Raw genomic sequence first — 14032 nt, 5'->3', positions numbered from 1 at the left:
CCTGTTCGAACCGCTTTTCGGCGGTGTTCCCTGGCAACGACGTAAACAATACCCGATGGGGAGGGGTGCTTCGCCACCCGATTGAGCTGCGCCCGGAGGTGATCGGGTGGCTAGGCTTGGGCGGACGTGGCCGGGCCCACGCCGGTACGGGCACGGGCCCGCGAGGACGCCGCCACGCACTCGTCACGCACCCCGATACAAGGAGCCACAGGACATGGCCGACTCCAGTTTCGACATCGTCTCGAAGGTCGAGCGGCAGGAGGTCGACAACGCCCTCAACCAGGCCGGCAAGGAGATCTCGCAGCGCTACGACTTCAAGGGTGTGGGCGCCTCGATCTCGTGGTCCGGCGAGAAGATCCTGATGGAGGCGAACTCCGAGGACCGGGTCAAGGCCGTCCTCGACGTCTTCCAGTCCAAGCTGATCAAGCGCGGGATCTCGCTGAAGGCGCTGGAGGCGGGCGAGCCCCAGCTCTCCGGCAAGGAGTACAAGCTCTTCGCCGAGGTCAAGGAAGGCATCTCGCAGGAGAACGCGAAGAAGGTCGCCAAGATCATCCGGGACGAGGGCCCGAAGGGCATCAAGGCCCAGGTCCAGGGCGACGAACTGCGCGTCAGCTCCAAGAGCCGTGACGACCTCCAAGCCGTCATCACCCTGCTCAAGGGGCAGGACTTCGACTTCGCGCTCCAGTTCGTGAACTACCGGTAGTCCACGGGCCGGTGGGCCAGAAGGGCGGGTGCCGGTGCGGCGCCCGCCCTTCTGGCATCTCCGGGGTTCAGTGCTGCGGGCCCGTTCAGTTCCGGGAGTTGCCGAACAGAATCCGGTAGACGATCAGCAGCACCAGCGAGCCGCCGATCGCCGCCGCCCAGGTGGCGCCGTCGTAGAAGTCCTTCGTCACGGGGTGGTCCAGCCAGCGGGCCGAGATCCAGCCGCCGACGAACGCGCCGGCGACGCCGATGAGGGTCGTGCCGATGAGGCCGCCGGGGTCGCGCCCCGGCAGCAGAACCTTGGCGACGACTCCGGCCAACAGTCCCAGGATGATCCAACTGACGATGCCCATGCCCCGAACCTGCCCTTCCGCGCTGTGCGCCCGCTGTTCCTACCGTGTGGGTCCGGTGAAGGAAGCGGGACGGGTGGCCGGCGGTTCCCGCGTGTTCCCCGCCCGCCACCGCATGTGTGTTCGTTCCGTGTTGGTGTGGACGACGTCGTGCCGGTACGTGCCGGTTCCCCCGGTCATTAGGGTGCCGCCCATGACTGTCCCCTCCGGCTCCCCCGCCGAACTGCGACGCACCCTCGGTCTCGGCGACGCCGTCGTGATCGGGCTCGGGGCGATGATCGGGGCGGGGGTCTTCGTCGCCCTGGGGCCGGCCGCGCGGGCCGCCGGGACCGCTCTGCTGCCCGCTCTCGCGCTGGCCGCCCTGATCGCCTACTGCAACGCCACCTCCTCCGCCCGGCTGGCCGCCCGCTACCCGGCGTCCGGCGGCACCTACGTCTACGGCCGGGAGCGGCTCGGCGCCTTCTGGGGGTATCTCGCCGGGTGGGCCTTCGTCGTCGGGAAGACCGCGTCGTGCGCGGCGATGGCACTGACCGTGGGGCTGTACGTCTGGCCGGCCCACGCGCACGCGGTGGCGGTCGCGTCGGTCGTGGCGCTGACGGCGGTGAACTACGGCGGCGTCCAGAAGTCGGCCTGGGTGACGCGGGCCGTCGTGGCCGTGGTGCTGGCGGTCCTGGTGGGGGTGGTGGCCGTGTGCCTGGGGGCGGAGGGGGCCGAGAGGTCCGGCGCCGGTCCGGCGGACATCGGGTTCTCCGGTGGGGTGGGCGGGCTGCTCCAGGCCGCCGGTCTGCTGTTCTTCGCCTTCGCGGGGTACGCGCGGATCGCGACCCTGGGCGAGGAGGTGCGGGAGCCGTCGCGCACGATCCCCCGGGCGGTCCCGCTCGCCCTGGGCGTGACGCTGGTGGTGTACGGGTGTGTGGCGGTCGCCGTCCTTTCCGTGCTGGGTGTCGGGGGGTTGAGCGGGGCCGGTGCGCCGCTGGTGGACGCGGTGCGCGCCGCTGGCGCCTCCTGGCTGGTGCCCGTGGTGCGGGCCGGTGCCGCCGTCGCCGCGCTGGGGTCGCTGCTGGCGCTGATCCTCGGGGTCTCGCGGACGGTCCTCGCGATGGCCCGGGACCGGCATCTCCCCGGCGCGCTGTCCGCCGTGCACCCCCGCTATCGGGTGCCGCACCGCGCCGAGCTCGCCGTGGGCGCGGTCGTCGCCGTCCTGGCCGCCACGGTCGACGTCCGGGGTGCGATCGGGTTCTCCTCCTTCGGTGTCCTCCTGTACTACGCGGTGGCCAACGCCTCGGCGTGGACCCTGTCCCCGGCACCGCTCGCGCGGCTGGTACCGGTCGTCGGTCTGCTGGGGTGCGTCCTGCTGGCGTTCTCCCTTCCGTGGGTGTCGGTGGTCGCGGGGGCGGGGGTGCTGGGGGTGGGTGCGGTGGCGTACGGGGTGCGGCGGGCCGTCGCCGGTGACAGGAGCCGTGGCTTCGGCGGGGACGGCGGTTTCGGTGGGAGCGCCGGCTGAGCCCCCGTCATGCATCCATCGTGCGGCACGCCACCGACAATCCGCCCAGCCTGTGGACAACTTCCCGGCTGTGGACAACTCGGTCACCCGCCGGAGGGCCGGCGGGCCACCCGACAGAGGTCAGCGAGCCCCGAACGGCTGGTCCGTGGGCACGATCTCGCGGCCCAGCGGCATGAGGGAGACGGGGATCATCTTGAAGTTGGCGATGCCGAACGGAATGCCGATGACCGTGAGGCACAGCAGGAAGCCGGTGACGATGTGGCCGATGGCCAGCCACCAGCCGGCCAGGACGAGCCACAGGACGTTGCCGACACAGGACGGCGCTCCCGCGTCCCGGCGCTCGACGGTCGTGCGCCCGAAGGGCCACAGGGCGTAGACGCCGATGCGGAAGGCGGCGATCCCGAAGGGGATGCCGATGATCGTGATGCAGAGGAGCAGGCCCGCGCCGAGGTAGGCGAGGAAGAGCCAGAATCCGCTGAGGACGAGCCAGATGACGTTGAGGATGGTCTTCACGACTGGCGACCTGCCATCTTCTCCAGGCGGGCGATCCGCTCCGCCATCGGTGGGTGCGTCGAGAACATTTTGGAGAATCCCTGCCCCGGACGGAAGGGGTTCGCGATCATCATGTGGCTCGCGGTCTCGATCCGGGGCTCGGGGGGCAGCGGGAGCTGCTGCGTGCCGAGTTCGAGCTTGCGCAGGGCGCTCGCGAGGGCGAGGGGGTCGCCGGTGAGCTGCGCCCCGGAGGCGTCCGCCTCGTACTCGCGGGAGCGGCTGATGGCGAGCTGGATGAGGCTGGCGGCGAGCGGGCCGAGGAGCGACAGCAGGAGCACCCCGATGATGCCGGGGCCGTCATCGTCGTCGGAGCGGCCGATGGGGATCAGCCAGGCGAAGTTCGCGAGGAAGACGATCACCGAGGCGAGGGCTCCGGCGACCGAGGAGATGAGGATGTCGCGGTTGTAGACGTGGCTCAGTTCGTGTCCGATGACGCCGCGCAGTTCGCGTTCGTCGAGGAGCCGCATGATGCCGTCCGTGCAGCACACGGCCGCGTTGCGCGGGTTGCGGCCGGTCGCGAAGGCGTTGGGCGCCTCCGTCGGGGAGATGTACAGGCGGGGCATGGGCTGGCGGGCCTGGGTGGAGAGTTCGCGGACCATCCGGTACAGGGCGGGGGCCTCGAACTCGCTCACCGGGCGCGCGCGCATCGCGCGTAGAGCGAGCTTGTCGCTGTTCCAGTACGCGTACGCGTTGGTGCCGAGGGCGATCAGAACGGCGATGACCAGTCCGGTCCGGCCGAAGAAGCCGCCGATGACGACGATGAGTGCGGACAGTCCCCCGAGGAGTACTGCGGTCCTGAGCCCGTTGTGCCGGCGGTGCACGGTACGCCCTCCAAGTCGTGCGGCAGGGGAACCCTTTGCTCGCTGATCTGCGGTCCTTCTGTGTCACGTCCAGTGGACCTTCCTGTCTGTGACAACGCCAGGCGAGCGCCACGAGTTCCCTGGCGCGCGCGGGCGCGCCTGTCGGCCGTCCGGGTGAGGGCGTGTGCCCGGCTCAGAACAGGGTGGTGTCGGCGAACCGCAGGATCAGCTGGGGGGCTCCGGAGAGGACGACGCCGATGACGGCGGTGAGGGCGAGCGCTGCCGTCAGCGGGGCGGGTACCCGGTGCGCGGACGTCTCCCCCTCGGCCGTCGCTCCTTCGGCCGCCGTCTCCGCGGAGGGCGCCTTCTCGGGTGTCCGGAACAGCAGGGTCGTCCATTGGAGGTAGTAGAAGAGGGCGATCACGACGTTGACGGCCATGACGACCGCGAGCCAGCCGAGGCCCGCGTCGACGGCCGCCGAGAAGACGGTGACCTTCGCGAAGAGGCCGATGACGCCGGGCGGGAGTCCGGCGAGGCAGAGCAGGAAGAAGGCCAGGAGGAGCGCTGAGAGGGGGTTGCGGGCGTACAGGCCCCGGTGGTCCGTGAGGCGGTTGTGGGGGCTTCCACGGCCCACGAGGGCGGTCACGGCGAACGCGCCGAGGTTCACGGCGGCGTACATGAGGGCGTACGCGAGCGTGGCGCCCACGGCGCGCTCCGTGTCGTCCGTGTGGGCAGCGGCGGCGATCGGGACGAGGAGGTAGCCGGCCTGGCCCACGGAGGACCAGGCGAGGAGGCGGACCGCGCTGTACGCGCGCGTGGCGTGCTGGCGCAGGGCGCCGACGTTCCCGACGGTCATGGTGAGCGCGGCGAGCCCCGCGAGCGCCGGGCCCCAGACGTCGTCGTACGACGGGAAGGCGACGACCGTGACGAGGATCAGGCCGGAGAAGCCGACGGCCTTGCCGACGACCGACAGGTAGGCGGCGATCGGCAGGGGGGCGCCGGTGTACGTGTCGGGGACCCAGAAGTGGAACGGGACGGCGGCCGTCTTGAAGGCGAAGCCGACGAGGGTGAGGACGACACCCGTCTGGGCGAGGGTGTGGAGCTGCCCGTCGACGTCCTGGACGCGTTCGGCCACCTGGGTGAGGTACAGGGTGCCCGTCGTGGCGTACACGAAGCTGATGCCCAGGAGGCTGACGGCGGTGGCCGTGACGGACGACAGGAAGAACTTGAGGGCGGCCTCGGAGGAGCGCTTGTCGCCGTGCCGGATGCCGACCAGCGCGAAGGCCGGCAGGGAGGCGACCTCCAGGGCGACGATCAGGGTGGCGAGGTCCCGGGAGGCGGGCAGCAGGGCGGCACCGGCGGCGGAGGACAGCAGGAGGAACCAGTACTCCCCTTCGGGGAGTGTGCCGCGCGCGTCCTTGAGGGCGGTGACCGACAGGAGGGCCGTCAGGAGGGCTCCGCCGAGCACCAGGAACTGGACGACCAGGGTGAAGCGGTCGGCCGTGTAGCTGCACACTCCGGGGTCGCCGACCAGGCAGAACGTGGCCCGGTCGCCGTCCAGGAGGGGCAGCAGGAGGGCCGCGGAGGCGGCGAGCCCGGCGACCGCGAACCAGCCCAGGAGGGGTTTCCTCGCCTCCGGGACGAACAGGTCGGCAATAAGTACGGCGAGGCCGACGACGGCCGCGACGGTCGGCGGGGCGATCGTGAGCCAGTCGACCGACTGGACGACGGACTGCGCGAGGGCGCTCATCGGGGGCCTCCTGCGAGGAGCTGCTGCACGGCCGGGTCGGTGAGGCCGAGGAGGGCCTTGGGCCACAGGCCGCCGACGACGGTGAGGACGACGAGCGGGGTCCAGGCCGCGAACTCGTACGGGCGTACGTCGGCGAGTTCCGGGGCGTCCTCGGGGACGACGCCCATGCACACGCGCCGGACGACGAGCAGGAGGTAGGCGGCCGTCAGGAGCGTGCCGAGGGCGGCGATCGCGGTGAACGTCAGGAACGCGGGCCGGCTGAGGTCGGCGGCGGGGTCGAACGCACCGAACAGGGCCAGCATCTCGCCCCAGAACCCGGCGAGTCCGGGCAGCCCGAGGGAGGCGACGGCGGCGAACGCCAGGAGGCCGCCGAAGCGGGGCGCACGGCCGTACAGGGCCGCTCCCGTGTGCTGCGCGAGGGTGTCGAGGCTGGTGCTGCCGGTACGGTCCTTCAGGGCGCCGACGAGGAAGAACAGCAGGCCGGTGATGAGGCCGTGGGCGATGTTGGCGAACAGGGCGCCGTTCACGCCGGTCGGTGTCATGGACGCGATGCCCAGCAGGACGAAGCCCATGTGGCCGACGGAGGAGTAGGCGATGAGCCGCTTCAGGTCGCCGTTCGCACCGGGGCGGACCAGGGCCAGGCAGGCGAGGGACCCGTAGATGATCCCGACCACGGCGAACGCGGCGAGGTAGGGCGCGAAGACGCGCAGGCCGTCCGGGGCGACCGGCAGAAGGATGCGGACGAACCCGTAGGTGCCCATCTTCAGCAGGACGCCGGCGAGGAGGACCGAGCCGGTGGTCGGGGCGGCGGTGTGGGCGTCGGGCAGCCAGCTGTGCAGCGGCCACATCGGGGTCTTCACGGCGAGCCCGATCCCGATCGCCAAAGCGGCGGTGACCTGCACGGACGTGGTCAGGGACCGGCCGTTGTCAGTGGCGAGTGCGACCATGTCGAATGTGCCCGCTTTCACCCCGATCAGGAGCAGGCCGAGGAGCATGACGACAGAGCCGAGCAGCGTGTAGAGGATGAATTTCCAGGCCGCGCGGGCACGGTCCTCGCCGCCCCAGCGGGCGATGAGGAAGTACATCGGGATGAGGACGGTCTCGAAGGCCAGGAAGAACAGGAGGAGGTCGAGGACGGCGAAGGTGGCGAGGGTGCCGCCCTCCAGGAGGAGCAGCAGGGCGACGAACGCCTTCGGGGACGGGCCCGCGGGCGGCTTGAAGTAGGAGTACAGCGCGCAGAGGAAGGTCAGCAGCGCGGTCAGGACGAGCAGCGGGAGGGAGATGCCGTCGATGCCGAGGTGGATGCGTACGTCGAGTGCGGGAATCCAGCTGATGTCCGTACTGGCCTGCATCTTCGACGGGTGGTCGTGGTCGAAGCCCAGCGCGAGGGCGATCGCGGCGGCCAGGACGGCGGCCGTGACGGTGACGCCGTGGCGCAGCACCGCCTGCTCGGGCGACTTCCCCTTCAGCCCCGGCGGGGCGGGCAGCAGGGCGGCGACGGCGCCGAGGAGCGGGGCGGCGACGGTGAACGCCAGAAGGAACTGCATCACGGACTCGTTGATACCGATCACGCGCGCTCACGCTCCCGAGGCGACGAGAAGGACGGTCACCGCGAGGACGACGGTGCCGGCGAGCAGCGCGCTCACATAGGTCTGGACGTTGCCGGTCTGGGCCCGCCGTACGGCGGTGCCGAGCCAGCGGGGCAGGGCGGCGGCGCCGCTGACGTAGGCGTCGACGACCTCGCGGTCGAGGAACCGTACGAGGGAGGCGGCGGCCTGGACGGGGCGGACGAACAGGGCGCCGTAGAGGGCGTCCAGGTGGAAGCCCGTGGCGGCGTGGCGGTGCAGGGGGCCGAGCAGGAGGCGTCCGGGGTCGGTCGTCGTACGGCCGTCGCCGTTGCGGGCCGGCGGGTGGCTCGGGGCGGGCGCGGGCTCGGTGGGGGCCGTGTCGCCGTTCGGGTGGGGGGTGCCCGGTTGCAGGGGGACGGTGACGGCCGTGAGGTGGCGCCAGGCGCCGTAGGTGACCAGGACGCCGACGAGGGCGAAGCCCGTGCCGAGGACGGAGGTGGTGAGGGTCGAGGCGAGGGAGGTGCCGTCGAACCAGTCGGGGAGCGTCGCGTAGGCGAGGCCGCCGAAGGCCAGGGAAGGGAGGGCGAGGACCCAGAGGACGACGGTCGTGGACAGGGGCTCCCGGCCGTGATCGGGGGCTTCGGTGCCCCGGCCGTGGAAGGCGAGCAGCCACAGGCGGGCCGCGTAGGCGGCGGTCAGGAGGGCGGTGAGCAGGGCGGCGACGATGACGGTCCAACCCGCGGCGGCGGGGGCGTGCCCGGTGTGGCCGGTGACGACGTGTTCGGCGGCGCCGAGGACGGACTCCTTGGAGAAGAAGCCGCTGAACGGCGGGATCGCGGCGAGCGCGAGGAGCCCCACGGTCATCGTCCGGTACGCGTCCGGCACTCGGGCGCGCAGGCCGGTCGTCCGGGACATGGCGGCGAGGGAGTTCGTGCCCGCCGCGTGGATGACCGCGCCGGCCGCGAGGAACAGGAGCGCCTTGAAGGCGCCGTGCGTGAGGAGGTGGAAGACGGCGGCACTGCGGTCCCCGACGGCGAGGGCGCCGGTCATGTAGCCGAGCTGGCCGATCGTCGAGTAGGCGAGGACGCGTTTGATGTCGTCCTGGGCGAGGGCGGCGAGTGCGGAGCCGAGCATCGTCACGGCGGCCAGCACCGCGAGGACGGCCATGGCGGCGCGCGACGCCTCGAAGACCGGCAGGAGCCGGGCGACGAAGTAGACGCCGGCGGCGACCATCGTGGCGGCGTGGATCAGCGCGGAGACCGGGGTTGGGCCCGCCATCGCGTCGGGGAGCCAGGTGTGCAGCGGGAACTGCGCCGACTTTCCGGCGACGCCCGCGAGGAGCAGCAGGGCGATCAGGGTCGGGTGGCCGAGGCCGCCGTGCGTGACGGCGTCGAGGATCTTCGTGATCCGGAACGACCCGGCGTCCGTGGCCAGCGCGAACAGGCCGATCAGGAACGGGACGTCACCGAGCTTGGTGACCAGGAACGCCTTGATCGACGCGGCGCGCGCCTCCGGGGTCTCCCAGTAGTGGCCGACCAGGAAATACGAGCAGATGCCCATGACCTCCCAGCCGACGAGCAGCACGATCAGGTCGCCCGAGTAGACGACCAGGAGCATCGCGGCGGTGAAGAGGGAGACAAGGGCCGCGTACGAGGGGTAGCGGGGGTCGTCGCGGAGGTAGCCGGTCGAGTAGATCTGTACGCAGGTCGCGACCAGGGCGACCAGGACGGCGACGAGGGCCGCGAAGCCGTCGATGTGCAGGGCGAGTTCGACGGGGATCGAGCCGGTGGGGGTGAGTTCCGTCGCGGCGTCGACCGGGGCGTCGCCGCCCTGGCGTACGGCGACCAGGACCGCCAGCGCGAGGGCGGCGAGCGGGGGCAGGACGGCCAGGGGGCGGACGTAGCCGGGGGCCGTGCGGCCCAGGAGGAGGCCGGCGAGGGCGCCGAGGAACGGCAGGAGGGGGACGAGGGCGGCGAGGGTGGTCGTGGTCACGCGGCGGCCTCGGCCTTCTCGTCCCTCGGGTGCGGGGGGTTCTCCGGCGGGTGCGGGGTGGTCTCGGGGGTCTCCGCCGTGTCGCGGAGCCGGTCGATGTCCGAGGTGCCGCGGTTGCGGTACACGGCGAGGACGATCGCCAGGCCGATGCCGATCTCGGCGGCGGCGATCGCGATGGTGAACAGGGTCAGGGCCTGGCCGGAGTGGAGGGTGTCCGCGGCGGCCTTGCTGAGCCAGACGTCGAAGGCGACGAGGTTGAGGTTGACCGCGTTGAGCATCAGCTCGACCGACATCAGGACGAGGATCGCGTTGCGGCGGGCCAGGACGCCGTAGAGGCCGGTGCAGAAGAGGAGGGCCGAGAGGACGGCGGGGTAGGCGAGGTGCATCAGCGGGCGCCTTCCTGCTCGGTCGGGGGGTTGGGGTTTTCGGAGGGCCGCGAAGTTTTTTCGGAATCTGTGACGGGGTGGGAACTCTGCGTGACCGGCCGGGCGTTCTCCGGGGGAGAGCTCGTATCCGCTTTCGCTTTGCGGGACAGGACGATCGCGCCGACCAGTGCCGCGAGGAGGAGGACGGAGAGGGCCTCGAAGGGCAGGACCCAGTGCCGGAAGAGGCTCTCGCCGGTGACCTTCGTGGAGCCGGCGGCCGGGCCGTCGAGGTCGATCCAGGTGGTGCGGAAGGCGTCGACGACCACCCAGACGAGGGCCGCCGCGGCGACGACGGCGACCGCGAGGGCGGCCCACCGGTTCCCGGAGTCCGCGTCCGGGGAGCGGCCGATGGGGGCCCGGGTGAGCATCAGACCGAAGAGAAGGAGGACGACGACGGAACCGACATAGATGAGGACCTGCACCCAGGCGATGAACTCCGCCGTCAGCAGCAGGTACTCGACGGCGAGGCCCCCGAGGGACACGACCAGCCAGAGGGCCGCGTGCACCAGCTGACGGGTCGTGACGGTCACGACCGCCGCGCCGAGGGTCAGCAGGCCGACGAGGAGGAACGCGATCTCGACACCGGTCGGGGAGAGGAAGCCGTGGGTCGCTTGAGCAAGGCTCACGACCGGCCTCCCGGGGGGTCGGTGGGGGCGGGGCCGGTGGAGGGGGGTTCGGTGGAGGGGGGTTCGGGGTGGCCGGCGGCGGGCGGCTGGGAGGCGGCCAGTTTCTCCGCTGTCTTGCGGGCCGCCACCAGTTCCTTGGGTTCTTCGGCGGAGGGATCGAGAGGGGGTGGGGGCGGGACGGTCCACATCCACTCGCGGAGCCGGTCGCGTTCGTGGGTGAGGTCGCGGATGTCGGTCTCGGCGTACTCGAATTCGGGGGACCAGAAGAGGGCGTCGAAGGGGCAGACCTCGATGCAGATGCCGCAGTACATGCAGAGGGAGAAGTCGATGGCGAACCGGTCGAGGACGTTGCGGCTGCGCTCGCGGCCACCGGGAGCGGCGGCGGGGACCGTCTCCTTGTGGGAGTCGATGTAGATGCACCAGTCGGGGCACTCGCGGGCGCAGAGCATGCAGACCGTGCAGTTCTCCTCGAACAGGCCGATGACGCCGCGGGTGCGGGGCGGGAGTTCGGGCTGGGTGTCGGGGTACTGCTCGGTGACGGACCTGCGGGTCATCGTGCGGAGGGTGACGGCCAGGCCCTTGGCCAGGCCGGAGCCGGGAAGCGGAGGCACTAGGAGATCACCACCTTGACGACGCCGGTGAGGGCGATCTGGGCGAGGGAGAGGGGGACGAGGAGGGTCCAGGAGAGCTTCTGGAGCTGGTCCTCGCGCAGGCGGGGATAGGTGACGCGGAGCCAGATCACGACGAACGCGAGGAGGGCCGCCTTCAGCAGGGTCCAGACCCAGCCGAGGCCGTCGGCGCCCCAGGGGCCGTGCCAGCCGCCCAGGAAGAGGACAGTGGTCAGGCCGCACAGGACGACGATCCCGGCGTACTCGGCGAGCAGGAAGAGAGCGAAGCGCAGGCCGGTGTACTCGGTGTACGCGCCGAAGATGATCTCCGAGTCGGCGACGGGCATGTCGAAGGGCGGGCGCTGGAGTTCGGCGAGGCCGGCGACGAAGAAGACGATCGCGCCGACGAGTTGCCAGGGCAGCCACCACCACTCGAAGGCGTCGAGGATGCCGGGGAGGGAGACCGTGCCGGCGGCCATCGCGACGGACGCGGCGGCGAGGAGCATCGGGAGTTCGTAGGCGAGGAGCTGGGCGGCGGTGCGCAGACCGCCGAGGAGGGAGAACTTGTTGGCGCTGGCCCAGCCGGCCATGAGGGAGCCGAGGACCCCGACGCCCATCACGGCCAGGACGAAGAAGACGCCCGCGTCCAGGACCTGGCCGACGGCGCCCTCGCCGGGGCCGATCGGGATCGCGAGCAGGACGAGGAGGTACGGCAGGAGGGCCACGGCCGGGGCGAGCTGGAAGACACGGCGGTCGGCGCCCGCCGGGACGATGTCCTCCTTCTGCGCGAACTTGACCCCGTCCGCGACGAGTTGGGCCCAGCCGTGGAAGCCGCCGGCGTACATCGGGCCGAGGCGGCCCTGCATGTGGGCCATGACCTTGTGCTCCGTCTGGCCGACCAGCAGGGGGAAGGTGAGGAAGACGACGAAGACGATCAGGAGTCGCAGGGCGAGGTCGAGCGCGTCGTTCACCGCGGGCCTCCTGAGGGGGTGTCGGTGGGGGCGTCGTCCCCGTCCGCGCTGTCGTCCGCTCCCGAGCTGTCGGCCGCTCCCGAGCTGTCGGCCGCTCCCGAGCTGTCGGCCGCGCCGGGGGCTGCCGGCGGTGGCGGCGGGTTCGGCGGCTCGGCGGCGGGTTCCGGTTCGTCGAAGGCCGGGCGGGCGTGGTGCCAGGGGGCGTCGGGCTGCTGGCTCGCCGAGCCCTGGGAGGCGCTGCGGTTGCGGCGGGCCGGGCGGTCGGACGGGGTGGCCGGTGCGGCCGAGGTCCCCGGGGTGGGCGGCGCGTCCGGTGCGGCCGTGGGTTCGGCGGCGGGGGGTGTCTGGCTGGCCGAGCCCTGGGAGGCCGAGCGGTTGCGGCGGGGCGGGCGGTCGGCGGGGGTGCTCGGCTGGGCGAGAGGAGCCGCGGGGCCGGTCTGGCTCGCGGAACCCTCGGAGGCCGAGCGGGTGCGTCGGACGGGGCGGTCGGCGAGGGCTCCCGCTCCGGCGGCGGACGCGCGGGCCGGGCGGGCGGCCGGGCGCGGGGGCGGCGTGGGGAGTTGGCCCTTCAGCGGACCCCACTCGTTGGGGTCGGGGACCCCCGGGGGGAGAGTCTGGCGGCGCTTGGGGGCGCCGTGGTCGGACTCACCGGGTTCCTTGGCGCCGGGCCAGGGCTTGGCGGCGCGGGCCACCAGGACGAAGTCCTTGCGCAGGGGGTGACCTTCGAAGGTGTCGGGGAGGAGGAGGTGGGTCAGGGCGGGGTGGTCCGTGAAGGTCACGCCGAACATCTCGTGCGTCTCGCGTTCGTGCCACGCCGCGCCCGCGTACACGTCGACCGCCGTCGGCAGCTCGGGGGACGCGTGCGGGACCGTCGTACGGAGCAGGAGGCGGCGGACCGGGGTGAGGGCGACGACGTGGGCGCAGACTCGGAAGCCGGTGCCGGGTTCGTCGACGGCGCTGAGCCAGTCGAAGTAGGTGCAGGCCAGGGTCGTACGGGCCGTGTTCAGGGCGGTGAGCCAGGTGGATGGCGGGACGTCGACCGTGAGGACGTCGTACGACTCGTCCGCCGTGGCGTCGGTGCCGAAGAGGTCCTGGACGGGGGCGGGGAGCCAGCCGGTCGTCATCGGGGGGTGCCCTTCGGCTCGGGGGCCGGGACCAGGCCGCTCTGGAGGGCGGCCGGGGAGGGGCGGGTGCCGTAGCGGTCGGCGAGCGACTCGCGGGCGATCTTCTCCTGGAGCTTCAGGATGCCCTGGAGGAGCGCCTCGGGGCGGGGCGGGCAGCCGGGGACGTACACGTCGACGGGGATGATCTGGTCGACGCCCTTGGTCACCGAGTAGGAGTCCCAGTACGGACCGCCGCAGTTGGAGCAGGCGCCGAAGGAGATGACGTACTTCGGCTCGGGCATCTGCTCGTACAGCCGCTTCACCGCGGGCGCCATCTTGTCGGTGACCGTGCCCGAGACGACCATCAGGTCGGCCTGGCGGGGCCCCGGGGCGAACGGGATCACGCCGAGCCGGATGAAGTCGTGCCGGGCCATGGACGCGGCGATGAACTCGATCGCGCAGCAGGCGAGACCGAAGTTGAAGACCCACAGGGAGTACCGGCGGCCCCAGTTGAGGACGACCTTCATGGGTTCGGGCGCGAGCCGGGCCAGCGCGCCGAGCCGCTTGGGCTCGGGGAGATACACAGGTACTACGGGTACTACGGCGTCGGCGTCGCCGCCCGTCTCCGGTGTCACGTCCATTCCAGGACGCCCTTCTTGTATGCGTAGAGCAGACCCACGGTCAGGAACCCCAGGAAGACGAACATCTCGACGAGGGTGGTCGCGCCGTACCCGTCGGCGGCGAAGACCGTCGCCCAGGGGAAGAGGAAGACGGAGTCGACGGCGAAGATGACGTAGAGGAAGGCGTACACGTAGTACCGGACCTGGGTGTGGGCCCAGCCCTCGCCGACGGGGTCGACCCCGCACTCGTACGTCATGAGCTTCTCGGGCGTCGGGACGACGGGCCGCAGCAGCCGCCCCGCGCCGAACGCCACCGCCACGAACAGCACGCCGACGACGGCGAGCAGCCCCACGGCGGAGTACGACTGGAAGTAGTCCGCCGCGAGCGCGGTCGGAGGGGCGCCGGTCGATTCCCGCACGTCCGTCCCTTCACTGCTGAACTGCCCGTTTGTCTGCCCGAC

15 protein-coding genes are annotated in these 14032 nt (G+C 71.9%); 2 read left to right on the top strand and 13 right to left on the bottom strand.

Features of this window, described 5'->3' with window-relative positions; translation table 11 throughout:
* The first annotated feature begins 214 nt into the window (after positions 1-214).
* Positions 215-703, top strand: coding sequence for a YajQ family cyclic di-GMP-binding protein (locus ABZX85_RS18515; protein WP_355869205.1), 489 nt, complete (start codon positions 215-217; stop codon positions 701-703).
* Positions 704-788: 85 nt separating this feature from the next.
* On the opposite strand, the gene ABZX85_RS18510 is transcribed toward ABZX85_RS18515, so the two are convergent.
* The gene (locus tag ABZX85_RS18510) at positions 789-1055 is read right to left on the bottom strand and encodes a GlsB/YeaQ/YmgE family stress response membrane protein (protein ID WP_355869202.1); all 267 of its coding nucleotides are present in this window, start codon (positions 1053-1055) and stop codon (positions 789-791) included.
* A 190-nt stretch (positions 1056-1245) separates the two neighbouring features.
* Between ABZX85_RS18510 and ABZX85_RS18505 the strand changes: the two genes are divergently transcribed.
* Positions 1246-2556: an APC family permease gene (locus ABZX85_RS18505; protein ID WP_355869200.1), complete on the top strand. Its 1311-nt coding sequence runs from the start codon at positions 1246-1248 to the stop codon at positions 2554-2556.
* 120 nt (positions 2557-2676) lie between these two features.
* Here the strand turns inward: ABZX85_RS18505 and ABZX85_RS18500 are convergent, their stop codons facing one another.
* The 12 genes from ABZX85_RS18500 to ABZX85_RS18445 form a co-directional block, all read right to left on the bottom strand.
* On the bottom strand, positions 2677-3069 hold the full coding sequence (locus tag ABZX85_RS18500) for a YccF domain-containing protein (protein WP_355869197.1): 393 nt from the start codon (positions 3067-3069) through the stop codon (positions 2677-2679).
* Positions 3066-3929 (bottom strand): zinc metalloprotease HtpX, encoded by an 864-nt coding sequence (gene htpX / locus ABZX85_RS18495; RefSeq protein ID WP_355869194.1) that lies wholly within the window; start codon positions 3927-3929, stop codon positions 3066-3068. Before htpX ends, ABZX85_RS18500 begins: the two co-directional genes overlap by 4 nt.
* A gap of 172 nt (positions 3930-4101) precedes the next feature.
* Entirely contained in the window at positions 4102-5658 is a 1557-nt protein-coding gene (locus ABZX85_RS18490; protein ID WP_355869191.1) for an NADH-quinone oxidoreductase subunit N, read from the bottom strand.
* Positions 5655-7229 (bottom strand): NADH-quinone oxidoreductase subunit M, encoded by a 1575-nt coding sequence (locus tag ABZX85_RS18485; protein ID WP_355869188.1) that lies wholly within the window; start codon positions 7227-7229, stop codon positions 5655-5657. Before ABZX85_RS18485 ends, ABZX85_RS18490 begins: the two co-directional genes overlap by 4 nt.
* 6 nt (positions 7230-7235) lie before the next feature.
* Positions 7236-9218: an NADH-quinone oxidoreductase subunit L gene (locus tag ABZX85_RS18480; RefSeq protein WP_355869185.1), complete on the bottom strand. Its 1983-nt coding sequence runs from the start codon at positions 9216-9218 to the stop codon at positions 7236-7238.
* On the bottom strand, positions 9215-9604 hold the full coding sequence (gene nuoK / locus ABZX85_RS18475; RefSeq protein WP_355869182.1) for an NADH-quinone oxidoreductase subunit NuoK: 390 nt from the start codon (positions 9602-9604) through the stop codon (positions 9215-9217). Before nuoK ends, ABZX85_RS18480 begins: the two co-directional genes overlap by 4 nt.
* Positions 9604-10269: an NADH-quinone oxidoreductase subunit J gene (locus ABZX85_RS18470; RefSeq protein WP_355869179.1), complete on the bottom strand. Its 666-nt coding sequence runs from the start codon at positions 10267-10269 to the stop codon at positions 9604-9606. Before ABZX85_RS18470 ends, nuoK begins: the two co-directional genes overlap by 1 nt.
* A complete protein-coding gene (locus ABZX85_RS18465) occupies positions 10266-10880 on the bottom strand; it encodes an NADH-quinone oxidoreductase subunit I (RefSeq protein ID WP_355869176.1) in 615 nt (204 codons plus the stop codon). Before ABZX85_RS18465 ends, ABZX85_RS18470 begins: the two co-directional genes overlap by 4 nt.
* Complete coding sequence (locus ABZX85_RS18460; RefSeq protein ID WP_355869174.1) at positions 10880-11848, bottom strand: complex I subunit 1 family protein; 969 nt, start codon at positions 11846-11848, stop codon at positions 10880-10882. The genes ABZX85_RS18465 and ABZX85_RS18460 overlap by 1 nt, the downstream gene beginning before the upstream one ends.
* Positions 11845-12972 (bottom strand): NADH-quinone oxidoreductase subunit C, encoded by a 1128-nt coding sequence (locus ABZX85_RS18455; protein ID WP_355869171.1) that lies wholly within the window; start codon positions 12970-12972, stop codon positions 11845-11847. The genes ABZX85_RS18460 and ABZX85_RS18455 overlap by 4 nt, the downstream gene beginning before the upstream one ends.
* Positions 12969-13592 carry an NADH-quinone oxidoreductase subunit B family protein gene (locus ABZX85_RS18450; protein ID WP_355869168.1) on the bottom strand — a complete coding sequence of 208 codons (624 nt, stop codon included), beginning with the start codon at positions 13590-13592 and terminating at the stop codon, positions 12969-12971. The genes ABZX85_RS18455 and ABZX85_RS18450 overlap by 4 nt, the downstream gene beginning before the upstream one ends.
* The gene (locus ABZX85_RS18445; protein ID WP_355869951.1) at positions 13583-13990 is read right to left on the bottom strand and encodes an NADH-quinone oxidoreductase subunit A; all 408 of its coding nucleotides are present in this window, start codon (positions 13988-13990) and stop codon (positions 13583-13585) included. The genes ABZX85_RS18450 and ABZX85_RS18445 overlap by 10 nt, the downstream gene beginning before the upstream one ends.
* Positions 13991-14032 lie beyond the last annotated feature (42 nt).

It is taken from the genome of Streptomyces sp. NPDC004539 (genome assembly GCF_040610055.1).
Classification (GTDB): domain Bacteria; phylum Actinomycetota; class Actinomycetes; order Streptomycetales; family Streptomycetaceae; genus Streptomyces.
The sequence above is the reverse complement of the archived record's forward strand: the minus strand, read 5'-3'. Positions and strand labels throughout refer to the sequence as shown.